The 13,004-nt window shown below is 61.1% G+C and carries 11 protein-coding genes; 5 read left to right on the top strand and 6 right to left on the bottom strand.

Features of this window, described 5'->3' with window-relative positions:
- Positions 1 to 27: 27 nt before the first annotated feature.
- The 6 genes from C8C92_RS03790 to C8C92_RS03765 form a co-directional block, all read right to left on the bottom strand.
- Entirely contained in the window at positions 28 to 1,272 is a 1,245-nt protein-coding gene (locus C8C92_RS03790) for a sigma-70 family RNA polymerase sigma factor (protein ID WP_116743045.1), read from the bottom strand.
- Between the two features lie 2 nt (positions 1,273 to 1,274).
- On the bottom strand, positions 1,275 to 1,619 hold the full coding sequence (locus tag C8C92_RS03785) for a YciI family protein (RefSeq protein WP_116743044.1): 345 nt from the start codon (positions 1,617 to 1,619) through the stop codon (positions 1,275 to 1,277).
- Between the two features lie 97 nt (positions 1,620 to 1,716).
- On the bottom strand, positions 1,717 to 2,169 hold the full coding sequence (locus tag C8C92_RS03780) for a DUF971 domain-containing protein (protein WP_116743043.1): 453 nt from the start codon (positions 2,167 to 2,169) through the stop codon (positions 1,717 to 1,719).
- 9 nt (positions 2,170 to 2,178) lie between these two features.
- Positions 2,179 to 2,628, bottom strand: coding sequence for an HIT family protein (locus C8C92_RS03775; protein ID WP_116743042.1), 450 nt, complete (start codon positions 2,626 to 2,628; stop codon positions 2,179 to 2,181).
- Positions 2,628 to 6,668, bottom strand: a complete 4,041-nt coding sequence (locus tag C8C92_RS03770) for a DUF3683 domain-containing protein (RefSeq protein ID WP_116743041.1) — start codon at positions 6,666 to 6,668, stop codon at positions 2,628 to 2,630. The genes C8C92_RS03775 and C8C92_RS03770 overlap by 1 nt, the downstream gene beginning before the upstream one ends.
- 268 nt (positions 6,669 to 6,936) lie before the next feature.
- Entirely contained in the window at positions 6,937 to 7,428 is a 492-nt protein-coding gene (locus C8C92_RS03765) for a YqaA family protein (RefSeq protein WP_071079715.1), read from the bottom strand.
- A gap of 202 nt (positions 7,429 to 7,630) precedes the next feature.
- Here C8C92_RS03765 and ilvA point away from each other — a divergent pair, with 202 nt between their 5' ends.
- The 5 genes from ilvA (at position 7,631) to rapZ (ending at position 12,924) form a co-directional block, all read left to right on the top strand.
- Positions 7,631 to 9,166, top strand: coding sequence for a threonine ammonia-lyase, biosynthetic (gene ilvA / locus C8C92_RS03760; RefSeq protein ID WP_116743040.1), 1,536 nt, complete (start codon positions 7,631 to 7,633; stop codon positions 9,164 to 9,166).
- 111 nt (positions 9,167 to 9,277) lie between these two features.
- Complete coding sequence (gene queF / locus C8C92_RS03755; RefSeq protein ID WP_116745834.1) at positions 9,278 to 10,120, top strand: NADPH-dependent 7-cyano-7-deazaguanine reductase QueF; 843 nt, start codon at positions 9,278 to 9,280, stop codon at positions 10,118 to 10,120.
- A gap of 333 nt (positions 10,121 to 10,453) precedes the next feature.
- The gene (locus C8C92_RS03750) at positions 10,454 to 10,936 is read left to right on the top strand and encodes a PTS sugar transporter subunit IIA (RefSeq protein ID WP_096233534.1); all 483 of its coding nucleotides are present in this window, start codon (positions 10,454 to 10,456) and stop codon (positions 10,934 to 10,936) included.
- A gap of 36 nt (positions 10,937 to 10,972) precedes the next feature.
- Positions 10,973 to 11,908 (top strand): HPr(Ser) kinase/phosphatase, encoded by a 936-nt coding sequence (gene hprK / locus C8C92_RS03745; protein ID WP_034753337.1) that lies wholly within the window; start codon positions 10,973 to 10,975, stop codon positions 11,906 to 11,908.
- 152 nt (positions 11,909 to 12,060) lie between these two features.
- Complete coding sequence (gene rapZ / locus C8C92_RS03740; protein WP_071079719.1) at positions 12,061 to 12,924, top strand: RNase adapter RapZ; 864 nt, start codon at positions 12,061 to 12,063, stop codon at positions 12,922 to 12,924.
- The last annotated feature ends 80 nt before the right edge of the window (positions 12,925 to 13,004 follow it).

Raw genomic sequence — 13,004 nt, 5'->3', positions numbered from 1 at the left:
TAGGCAGTCTGTTTGAACTTGCACGCATTATACAAGCGGCAGGCGCATTTCCCCCTGACGCCGGAGAAGGTATTGCCTTTCCACTGCATTTGAAGCAAGCATTGCCGCCTGTGCATACGCCGCCAGCGCACCTGAGCGGTCACCCTGGCGGCGCAGCAAGTCGGCCCGGGCCGCATGCAGATAATGCGAGTTGGCAAGGCTGGGCACGGCTTCCAGGCGATCGAGCCACGCCAGGCCATGTGCAGCGCCATGCGCCATGGCGCAGGCGATCACCGCATTGAGCAAGATCAAGGGTTCCGGCTTGTGCCGCAGCAAGGCGCCATACAGGGCGCTGATCTGGCGCCAGTCCGTCTGGCTGGCCGTGGGCGCTTGGGCGTGCAAGGCGGCAATCGCCGCCTGCAGCTGGTATGGGCCCGGTGCGCGCGCCGGCAAGGCAAGCTCCAGCAGCGCCAGTCCCTCGGCAATCAAGTCCCCCTGCCACAGGCGCCGGTCCTGCTCTTCCAGTGTCAACAAATACCCCTCGGGCGACAGGCGGGCCAGGCCGCGCGACGCCTGCAGCAGCATCAAGGCCAATAAGCCCTGCACTTCCGGCTGGCCCGGCTGCAGGCTGTCGAGCAGCCGTCCCAGCCGCAGCGCCTCCGTGCACAGGTCGGCGCGCAGCAGGGTATCGCCGCCGCTGGCGCAATAGCCTTCGCTGAACACCAGGTAAATCACGTGCAGCACTTGCGCCAGTCGTGGCGGCCAGTCTTGCGCTGGCGGCAATTCGAAGGGGATGCGCGCTTCGGCGATCTTGCGTTTGGCACGCAATAGCCGCTGCGACAGGGCCGCTTCCGCCACGCCGAAGGCGCACGCGATCTCGGCCGTGGACAAGCCACACAGGGTGCGCAGGGCCAGCGCCACCTGCGCCTCGGGCGCCAGCGCGGGATGACAGCAGATAAACAGCAGGCGCAGCCGATCATCGTCGATGGCGTGTGTTTCTTCCATCGCGGATGCCGGCAAGCGCGACAGCACGTCCTCGGCATCCATGATGATGCTCTTGCCCGCGCGGCGCACCTGATCGAGGCCCGCATTGCGCGCCACGGCACTGAGCCAGGCGACGGGATGATCGGGGATGCCCGTGCGCGGCCACAGTTCCAGCGCCTTGCGGCACGCTTCCTGTAACACATCTTCCGCCAGGCCCAGGTCGCCAAAGCGCCGCATCAGGCCGGCCAGTACCCTGCCCCGTTCCTGGCGAAAGACGTGTTCGACGGCCGACAGGGCGTCGCCGGCCATGGTTATGCCGTGACAGGCCGCACTTCGATGGTGCCCAGCGAGGCTGCCGGGCAACGCCCGGCCCAGGCCAGCGCCTCGTCCAGGTTGGCGCAGTCGAGCAGGTAATATCCGCCCAGTTGCTCCTTGGTTTCCGCGAACGGCCCATCCGTGATGACAGGCTTGCCATTGTGCACACGCACGCAGGTGGCGCTGCCCACGGGCGCCAGCTCGGCCCCGCCGCGCAGCACGCCAGCAGCTTCCAGTGCCTGTGTATAACTGGCAAAGTCGGCCATCAGGCCGGCCATCTGTCCTTCCGGCATCGTTTCATAACGGGATTCATCGGCGTAGATCAGGATCAGGTATTCCATAGTCTCTTCTCCAAAAGAAAAATGCCCGCAAGCGCGGGCATTCATACGACGAACGGGGGGGCGGTTATCCGACAGATTACCGCATTATTTTTTCACCTTAGTGTTTGTGCCCGCAACTGGGTCCGTGAACATGACCACCGGAAGATTGTTTGACCGTCATGTCGGCCTTGGCGTCGCGGCCGCTGTCACCGGGGTAGCCGGCTGCCGTCAGGCGGTCCAGGTAATCCTGCCACAGGGGCGCTTGCTGCGCGCCCAGCTTGTACAGATAGGCCCAGGTGTACAGGCCGGAATTGTGGCCATCGCTGAAAGTGGGTTGCACGGCGTAGTTGCCGACAGGCTCCAGACCCGTGATGCCGACCAGGCGCTTGCCTAATTGCAAGGTTTCCTGGCCCTTGCCATGGCCCTGCACTTCGGCCGACGGCGAATACACGCGCAGGTATTCGAACGGCAACGCAAATGTGCTGCCATCGTCGAAGGCCACATCGAGCACGCGCGATTGGTTGTGCACGGTCAAGCCGGTCGGTTGGGGTGTTGCTGTTTTTTCAGTCATGACGATACTTTATGCGGATAAACGTTGAATGATGGCGTCGCGCAAGGCCGGCAACAGGGCGCGGCGCGTGGCCAGTACTTCCGGCGCCGTCTCGCGCTGGACCACCGCCCAGCTGGGATTCGGGAAATGCGCATCGTCGCGGTAGCGGGGAATCACGTGCCAGTGCACGTGCGGCGTCATGTTGCCGAAACTGGCCAGATTCACCTTTTGCGGCTGCATGACTTCACGCACGGCCAGCTCGACTTGCCACACGACTTCCATGACGTAATTGCGCTCACCGGGCGTCAAGTCTGTCATTTCCTTCACGTGCTTGTTCCAGATCACGCGGCAAAAGCCGGGATAGGCGGCGTCGTCGACGGCCACCACGGACAAGCGCTCGCTGCGCCACAGCAAGGTCTCCAGACCCTGCTTGTTGGCGTAGCCGTCCAGCAACTGGCACAGATCGCAACCCGTGGACATTACACCAGCACCCGTTCGATGCCGCCGTCATTGGCGCGTTTCACGTAATCGGGCATCCAGTTCTCTCCCAGCAAGTGTTTGGCGATCTCGACGACGATGTAGTCGGCCGTCGTGCCCGAATCATCATTGTAGCGCGACAAGCCTTGCAGGCACGACGGGCAGCTGGTGAGGATTTTCACGTCGCCCGTGAAGCCATCGCCGCGCAGCTTGTCGGCGCCCTTGACCATCTCTTCTTCCTTGCGGAAACGCACTTGCGTGGAAATGTCGGGACGCGTGACGGCCAGCGAACCCGATTCGCCGCAGCAACGGTCATTTTTCTCGATCTTCACGTTATCCACCGTGCTGATCAGGGAATTGATGGTCTTGCCCGATTCCTGCAACTTCATCGGATTGTGGCATGGCTCGTGGTACATATAGCGCGTGCCGTTGACGCCTTCCAGCTTGACGTTTTTCTCCAGCAAATACTCATGGATATCCATGATGCGACAGCCGGGGAAAATCTTTTCAAACTGGTACGTTGCCAGCTGGTCATAGCAGGTGCCGCACGAGACGAGCACCGTCTTGATGTCCAGGTAATTGAGCGTGTTGGCCATGCGATGGAACAGGACGCGATTATCCGTCATCATCTTCTCGGCCTTGTCGAACTCACCGGCGCCTCGCTGCGGATAACCGCAGCACAGGTAGCCAGGTGGCAAGACCGTCTGCACGCCCACTTCCCACAGCATCGCTTGCGTCGCCAGGCCCACTTGCGAGAACAGCCGTTCCGAACCGCAACCGGGGAAGTAGAACACGGCTTCCGTATCGGCCGTGGTCGTCTTCGGATTGCGGATGATCGGAATGACTTTATCGTCTTCGATGTCGAGCAGCGCGCGTGCCGTTTTCTTCGGCAAGTTGCCCGGCATTTTTTTGTTGATGAAGTGAATCACCTGCGCCTTGACCGGTGGCTTGCCCGTCGATGGCGGCGGCGCCTTGGTTTGCTTCTTGGCAAATTTCTTCAACAAGTCATGGCCCAGGCGCTGCGCCTTGTAGCCCCAGTCGATCATGACCTTGCGCGTGGCATTGATGGTCACGGGATCGGTGGCATTGAGGAACAGCATCGTCGCCTTGGTGCCCGGATTGAAGCTTTTCTTGTCCATCTTGCGCAGCAAGTTACGCATGTTCATCGACACGTCGCCGAAGTCGATGTTGACGGGACAGGGCGTGACGCATTTGTGGCACACCGTGCAGTGGTCGGCCACGTCTTCGAACTCTTCCCAATGCTTGATGGAAATACCGCGCCGCGTCTGCTCTTCGTACAGGAACGCTTCGATCAGCGAGGACGTCGCCAGGATCTTGTCGCGTGGCGAGTACAGCAAGTTGGCGCGCGGCACGTGGGTCGCGCACACGGGTTTGCATTTACCGCAGCGCAAGCAATCCTTGACGCTGTCGGCGATGGCGCCGATATCGCTTTGCTGCATGATCAGCGACTCATGGCCCATCAGGCCGAACGATGGCGTGTAGGCATTGCGCAAGTCGGCGCCCATGCCCGGCAGGTTCAGCAATTTGCCTTTGTTGAAACGGCCTTCCGGATCGATGCGCTGCTTGTAGCTGCGGAACTCGCCGATTTCTTCTTCCGTCAAAAATTCCAGCTTGGTGATGCCGATACCGTGTTCGCCCGAAATGACGCCATTGAGCGAGCGGGCCAGGATCATGATGCGGCCCACGGCGGCGTGGGCATCTTGCAGCATGTCGTAATTGTCCGAGTTGACGGGCAAGTTCGTGTGCACGTTGCCGTCGCCCGCATGCATGTGCAGCGCGACGAATACGCGGCTACGCAGGATGCGCGCGTGAATCGCCGTCGCCTCGTCAAGGATCAGTTTGAAGGCGGCGCCATTGAAGATCTGGCGCAGCTGGGCGCGGATTTCTTGCTTCCAGGTGATGCGCACGGTGCGGTCCTGCACCACGTCGAACAGGGTGGCGTCCGGCTGTGTTTCCAGGCGTGCATCGAAGACGGGCAGCAAACGCTCCATGCCCAGCTCGGCCAGTTCGCCCTTTACATCGGCCAGCGGACGGTCCAGCTGGGCCAGCAGATAAGTCCAGCGTGCCGTGACTTGCGCCAGCAACTGCTGCGCCTGCTCAGCGCGGTCGCCCAGCATTTCCGCGTCGTCGACGCGGTCGTCCGAGGCGTCGTCGCTCTTGCCAATTGGCAAGTTACCCTTGGCAAAGAATTCACTCAGGGCATCGGCCAGTTGCAGCTTGTTCTTGATCGACAGCTCGATATTGATGCGCTCGATGCCATCCGTGTATTCGCCCATGCGATTGAGGGGAATCACCACATCTTCATTGATCTTGAACGCATTCGTGTGCTTGGCGATCGCTGCCGTGCGGGCGCGGTCGAGCCAGAACTTTTTGCGCGCTTCCGGGCTGACGGCCACAAAGCCTTCGCCCACGCGGGTGTTGGCGATGCGCACCACTTCCGACGCCGCTTGCGCGACGGCATTTTCATCGTCGCCGACGATGTCGCCAAACAGGGCCATCTTCGGCAGCACGCCCCGCTTCGACTTGGTGGCGTAGCCGACGGCGCGCAGGTAGCGCTCGTCCAGGTGTTCCAGGCCCGCCAGGCGGATGGTCGTGTATTGCTCGCCCTTGGCCGGCAAGCCATCGAGGTAATCCTTGATTTCCACGATCGACGGGATCGCATCGCGCGCCTGGCCAAAGAATTCCAGGCAGACGGTGCGGGCGAATTTCGGCATCTTGTGCAAGATCCAGCGCGCTGACGTGATCAGGCCGTCGCAGCCTTCTTTCTGGATGCCCGGCAAGCCGGCGAGGAATTTGTCCGTCACGTCCTTGCCCAGGCCCTCCTTACGGAACTTGCGGCCAGGAATTTCCAGGATTTCCGTCTTGAACGGCGCGTTCGGTTTCGTCGCGTCGCGCGTGCTCGGGTGACGCCATTCCAGCTGGAAACGTGCCAGTGCGATATCGTGGATCTTGCCCAGGTTATGGTCGAGGCGCGTGACATCGAGCCAATCGCCATTCGGGTCGACCATGCGCCACGAAGCCAGGTTGTCCAGCGCCGTGCCCCACAGCACGGCCTTCTTGCCGCCCGCATTCATGGCGACGTTGCCGCCGATACACGAAGCGTGCGCCGAGGTCGGGTCGACGGCGAACACGAAACCGGCTTTTTCAGCCGCTTCCGACACTTTATTCGTGATCACGCCCGCGCCCGAATGGATCGTCGCGTATTCGTGGCTCAATCCCGGCAAGACCGTCATTTCCACGGCGCCCAGGGTGATGAGCTTTTCCGTGTTGATGACAGCCGACATCGGCGTCAAGGGAATCGCGCCGCCCGTGTAGCCGGTGCCGCCGCCGCGCGGGATGATGGTCAGCCCCAGCTCGATACAGCCCTTTACCAGACCGGCCATTTCCTCTTCCGTGTCGGGCGTGAGCACGACGAACGGGTATTCGACGCGCCAGTCGGTGGCGTCCGTCACGTGCGACACGCGCGTCATGCCGTCGAAGCGCACATTGTGCTTTTCCGTATAGCGGCCCAGCACCTTGACCGTGCGCTTGCGCAAGTCATAGGTCTTGCGGAATTCGTCGCCGAAGTCGGCCACGGCCTTGCTGGCCGCTTTCAGCAGCAGTTCCACGTTGGCGCTGCGCGCCTTGGCCACTTCCGGCGCTTCGCCACTGGCCGCGACGTCGCCGCCGGCCGCATCGATGCCCAGGCGGCGCTTGTCGACTTCGGCCAGACGGTGATGCAAGGCGTCGATCAAGCCCTGGCGGCGCTTCGGGTTGTCCAGCAAGTCATCCTGCAGGTAGGGGTTGCGGCGCACCACCCAGATGTCGCCCAGCACCTCGTACAGCATGCGGGCCGAACGGCCCGTCTGGCGGGCGCCGCGCAGCTCGTCGAGCAGGCGCCAGGAGTCCTCCCCCAACAGGCGTATGACGATCTCGCGATCGGAAAACGACGTGTAGTTATACGGGATTTCGCGCAGGCGGCTTGCTGCGGGACCATTCGGCGTTTCTGCCAGTAAAGCTTGGATATGTGCGGGAGCGTTCATGGAATGTGGTGACGATGTGGACTGGACCCTAAAGGATCATTTTATCTTATTGCGCCGCACCATGCCGGAACAGCCTTAGGCCGCCTAAGGTTTAAGCACCTCATCCGCCGCCATAGCAAATATGGAAAAGCCCACTTTTGCATGAATAAAAAACCAGTTTCCATGATTTTTTGACGCAAAAATGCCAAGAATTGGACTCTACTGCAAACTATCGAACTGCCCAAAAATAGGGCAAACAGGCGTTGCATTACGCCCGTTTGCGTGCCGTTTACGCCAGCATTTGCCCGATCCGGTGCCATACGCCATCGGGTACGTACAGTAGCAAAGCCGTCATGCTCAGGTAGCGTGCGCACTTGCCGATGGCCATGTAGGCCACGCTGGGCCAGAACGGCAGCTTGAGCCAGCCCGCCAGCGTGCACAGGGGGTCGCCCACGAGGGGCAGCCAGGCCAGCAGCATGGTCTTGGCGCCATAGCGGGCCAGCCAGCGGAACCAGCGCGTGTCGCGCTCCTTGGCGAACGCCTGCTTGGCCCGGTAGCCCATCCAGTAGTCGACCATGCCGCCCAAGGTATTGCCCAGGGTGGCGACGCCGATGGCGGCCCAGAACAGTGCGGGATTGGCCTTGATGACGGCAAACACGGCCGGCTCCGAGCCGAGCGGCAACAAGGTGGCGGAAATAAAGCTGATCAGAAAGACCGATGTCAGACCGACTTCCGGTGCTGCGATCAGCTGCAGCAGCCAGGCGATTGCGGATTCGATCATGGAACACTTCGCGATGCGGTATGGCTCTCCATTATAATGAAGAGCAGCCTGGGCGCCGCACACATCGCGCCAGCCGGCAAAGGCACACCCGCCCGCAGTTCCACAGAGCATTATTTGTCGCCAGGCTATCCGCCGCGGCGCCGCCGCTATCGACCGACACGCTCCAGTACCTTTCTGGCCCAGAATCACTTGCTAGCAGACTATGAACATCGACTACCTCAAGAAAATCCTGACCGCCCGCGTCTATGACGTCGCCTCCGAAACGCCGCTGGAACTGGCCCCTGCCCTGTCGCAGCGCCTGAACAACCAGATTTACTTCAAGCGCGAAGACATGCAAAGCGTGTTCAGCTTCAAGATTCGCGGCGCCTACAACAAGATGGCCCAGCTCAGCGATGCGGAACGCAAGCGCGGCGTCATTTGCGCCTCGGCCGGCAACCATGCCCAGGGCGTGGCCCTGTCGGCCGCGCGCATGGGCTGCCGCGCCGTCATCGTCATGCCCACCACCACGCCCCCCGTCAAGATTGACGCCGTCAAGGCGCGCGGCGGCGTGCATGTGGAAATCGTGCTGCACGGCGAGTCCTACACGGACGCCTACAACCACGCGCTGACCCTGGAAAAAGAACAGAAGCTGACCTTCGTGCACCCGTTCGACGATCCGGACGTGATCGCCGGCCAGGGCACGATCGGCATGGAAATCCTGCGCCAGCATTCCGGCCCCATCCACGCCATCTTCGTCGCCATCGGCGGCGGCGGCCTGATCGCCGGCGTGGCTGCCTACGTGAAACAGATTCGCCCCGACATCAAGATCATCGGCGTGCAAACGGTCGATTCGGACGCCATGGCGCGCTCGCTGAAAGCGGGCGAACGGGTGACCCTGCCCGACGTGGGCTTGTTTTCGGACGGCACGGCCGTGCGCCTGGTGGGCGAGGAAACCTTCCGCCTGGCGCAGCAATATGTCGATGACATCATCATCGTCGACACGGACGCCATCTGCGCCGCCATCAAGGATGTGTTTACGGATACGCGCTCCATTCTGGAACCGGCCGGCGCGCTGGCCATCGCGGGCGCCAAGGCCTACGTGGAGCGGGCCAGCCTGAGCAAGCACCCCATCGTCAACCAGACGCTGGTCACCATCGCCTGCGGCGCCAACATGAATTTCGACCGCCTGCGCTTCGTTGCCGAGCGAGCCGAGCTGGGCGAGTTCCGCGAAGCCGTGTTTGCCGTCACCATGCGCGAACAGCGAGGCAGCTTCAAGCGCTTCTGCTCGCTCATCGGCGCGCGCAACGTGACGGAATTTAACTACCGCATCAGCGATGAAAAAGCCGCGCACGTATTCGTCGGCATCCAGATTGCCGACCGGCATGAATCCGGGGCGATGGCGAAGAAATTCGAAGAGCATGAATTCAAGACGCTGGACCTGACCCACGACGAGCTGGCCAAGTCGCACATCCGCCACCTGGTCGGTGGCAAGAGCCGCCTGGCCCAGGACGAGCTGCTGTACCGCTTTGAATTCCCCGAGCGCCCCGGCGCGCTGATGCGCTTCCTCGACAGCATGGCGCCAAACTGGAATATTTCCCTGTGTCATTACCGCAGCCAGGGCGGCGACGTGGGCCGCATCCTGGTGGGCCTGCAAGTGCCGCCCGACGAGATGGGAGAATTCGCCCGTTTCCTCGATACCCTCGGCTATCGTTATTGGGATGAGAGCAGCAATCCTGTGTACAAACTGTTCCTGGGGTAATAAGCCCAACTGCAAATACTGGGGTCGTACCCTGCAGGGTACGACCCCAGCCGTCGCCGTTGGGTTGAAATAGGCTACCATGCGTCCTTGACCGAACTACGCCACACGACCATGACCACCACCAACGACCTCGCCGAACTGTCTCCCCTGGGCAAAAGCTCCGCCTACCGCAGCGATTACGCGCCGGAACTGCTGTTTCCGATTCCGCGCCAGGGCAAGCGCGACGAGCTGGAACTGCGCGGCACCTTGCCCTTCTTTGGCCTCGACATCTGGAATGCGTATGAACTGTCGTGGCTGAACCAGCGCGGCAAGCCGCAGGTGGCCATTGCCAAGGTCAGCGCGCCGGCCGATTCGCCCAACATCATCGAGTCGAAATCGTTCAAGCTGTACCTGAACTCGTTCAACCAGACCAAACTGGACAGCCCGGATGCGCTGCTGGCCTTGCTCAAGCAGGATCTGTCGAACGGTTTTGGCGCGCCCGTGCAAGTGGAACTGACCTTGCAGGAAGACTTCGGCAAGCTGAAAATGGGCGAATTCGACGGCGTGCTGCTCGACCGCCTGGACCTGGAAATCACGCAATACACGCCCTCGCCGCTGCTGTTGAAGGCGGCACTCGATGAAGCACCGGTGGAAGAAAAACTCGTCTCGCACTTGCTCAAATCGAATTGCCTGGTGACGGGCCAGCCTGACTGGGGCAGCGTGCAGATCGCGTATGCGGGACCACAGATCGACCAGGAAAGCCTGCTGCGCTATCTGATCGGTTTCCGCGAGCACAACGAATTCCATGAGCAATGCGTGGAGCGCATCTTTGTCGATATCTTGCGCCAGTGCAAGCCGCAAAAACTGTCCGTGTATGCGCGCTATACGCGCCGCGGCGGGCTCGATATCAATCCGTGGCGCAGCAACTACAGCACGGGCACGATGCCGGGCAATCTGCGCAATGCGCGCCAATAACCTCGCGCAATACCTTGAAATCATGCCAACAGGAATGTTGGCTGTGTTTTAAAACAACGTTGCAGTAGTGCCTCAGAGCATGTCAAAGACGCTGAAAAATCGGAAAATCGGCATTCGGCGGCGGAAAAATCTGTTCGCCGCGTGTTTTTAATCAAGAAATAGCCGCTACACCCCGATGTTATTTTTTTGCTAAAATGATGGCGACATGGGCTGTCGCGCCCACTGCGCCCGCAGCGCGCGTATACTGTTGAGAATTGGCGTTACAGGCCGCGGAAACAGGCCTATAATTCGGCTCGCAAGCCCTCTGCGCATTGCACCATTTCATTGAGTGTCATGACTAATCTTAGCAAAATATTATCTCTCGAAAACGTCCTGCTGGACCTGGAAGTGTCCAGTAAAAAGCGCGCCTTCGAGCAAGCCGGCCTGATCTTCGAAAACAATTACGGCATCGCCCGCTCTACCGTTTCGGACAATCTGTTTGCCCGCGAACGCCTGGGCTCGACAGGCCTGGGCCATGGCGTAGCCGTGCCGCATGGCAGGGTCAAAGGCAGCAAGACCCTGAAAGCGCCGCTGGGCGCCTTCGTGCGTCTGGCCGAGCCGATTCCGTTCGAGTCGCCCGATGGCAAGCCCGTCAATCTGCTGTTTTTCCTGCTGATTCCCGATCATGTCACCCAGCAACATCTGGAAATTTTGTCGGAAATCGCTGAAATGTTTTCCGACGATGCCTTCCGCACGGCGCTGGCCACGGATCCGGAACCGAAATCCGTGCATTCGCGCATCGTCAATTGGCAACCCAGTCTGCAAGCGACGGGTTAAACTTCAGGTATTCCTCCACTCCTGAAGAAGACTGCCATGTTGCAAACGCCGCTGACGATACAACGCCTGTACGACGATAATCGTGAAAGTCTGCAACTGGGCTGGTTCGCCGGTTTCCCCGGCGGCGAGCGCCTGATCTCGGGCGACGTCTCGTCGGCCGCCGACCAGGTAGGCCACTTGAACCTGATCCATCCGGGCCGCATCCAGGTCTTCGGCCACCAGGAAATCAATTATTATCAGCGCCTGAAGGTCAACACGCGCACCCATGTGATCGGTGAACTGATCGCCGGCGGCCCACCCGCGCTGATCATCGCGCAAGGGCTGGAAACGCCGCCCGACATCCTCGCCATCTGCGACGAGCAAAACATTCCCCTGTTCTCCACCCCGCTGCCGGCCGCGCAAGTGATCGACTTCCTGCGCGTCTACCTGTCCAAAAAGCTGGCGCAGCGCATCATCATGCATGGCGTGTTCATGGACGTGCTGGGCGTGGGTGTGCTGATCACGGGCGATTCGGGCCTGGGCAAGAGCGAACTGGGCCTGGAATTGATTTCGCGCAGCCACGGCCTGGTGGCCGATGACGCCGTCGAATTCTCGCGTATCGCGCCCAACATGATCGAAGGCCGCTGCCCGCCCCTGCTGCAAAACCTGCTGGAAGTGCGGGGCCTGGGCTTACTCGACATCAAGGCCATCTTTGGCGAAACGGCCGTGCGCCGCAAGATGCGCTTGAAACTGATCGTGCACCTGGTGCGCCGCAACGCGCTGGAAGAGGAAGTCGAGCGCCTGCCCTTCCTGTTCCCCACGGAAGACGTGCTCGGCTTGCCCGTGCGCAAGGTCGTCATCCCCGTCGCCGCCGGCCGCAACATCGCCGTGCTGCTGGAAGCGGCCGTGCGCAACACGATTTTGCAGCTGCGCGGCATCGATACCTTGCAGGAGTTCATGGAGCGGCAACGACTCGCCATGAGTGGCGATTAACAACGTAGGTCGGATTAGCGGGGCAACGCCCCGCGTAATCCGACAACATTGTTGACGTGTGCAGCAAAGAAATACCACAGTCTAAATTGCAATCATTTGTAAAGATCATTGCCTCGGGAGCGCAGTGCCGATCTTTATTGTATGATCGGCGTATGCATATCGTCCTTATCACCGGAATATCCGGCTCCGGTAAATCCGTCGCGCTCAATGTGCTGGAAGATACCGGCTACTATTGTGTCGACAACCTGCCACCGGCCTTGCTGCCCAGCCTGGTGCAAACCTTGCTCGACGAAGGCACACCGCAACTGGCCGTCGCCGTCGATGCGCGCAGCGCCGAGTCGCTGGCCAGCCTGCCGCACAATGTGGCCCTGCTGCGCGACCAGGGGCACGACGTCAAGGTGATGTTCCTCACGGCCACCACGCATTCGCTGGTGGCGCGCTTCTCGGAAACGCGGCGCAGCCATCCGCTGTCGCACGAATTGCGGCCGAACCAGAACCCCGCCAGCCGCCGCACCCTGATCGAATGTATCTCGGAAGAACGCGAACGCCTGTCGGCCATCGAGCAATTGGGCCATGTGATCGATACCTCGGAACTGAGCGCGAACAAATTGCGTGCCTGGATCAAGGATATCGTCGCCTCCGAACGCGCGCCGCTGACCTTGTTCTTCGAATCGTTCGCCTTCAAACTGGGCGTGCCGCTGGACGCCGATTTCGTCTTCGACGTGCGGGCCTTGCCGAATCCCTATTACGACCTGGCGCTGCGTCCGCTCGACGGACGCGATGCGCCCGTGATCGCCTTCCTCGACGCGCAGCCGAGCGCGCTGGAACTGCTGGCCGACATCCGCGCCTTCATCGAGAAGTGGTTGCCGTCATTCAAATCCGACAACCGCAGCTACCTGACGGTGGCGCTCGGTTGCACGGGTGGCCAGCACCGCTCCGTGTACATGGCGGAACGGCTGGCGCAGTATTTCGGGCCGAACGAGCGCGTGGTTCTACGCCACCGCGAGCGCAGCTAGAGAACGCCAATAAAACCTACTGCGCGTCGGTATAGGTGGTCTGCGATGCTCACTGTGCGTAAAGCACAGTTCCGCTTCTC

This window comes from Janthinobacterium sp. 78 (assembly GCF_003096775.1).
GTDB classification, from domain to species: domain Bacteria; phylum Pseudomonadota; class Gammaproteobacteria; order Burkholderiales; family Burkholderiaceae_D; genus Janthinobacterium; species Janthinobacterium tructae.
This window is presented reverse-complemented; position numbering and strand designations above follow the sequence as displayed.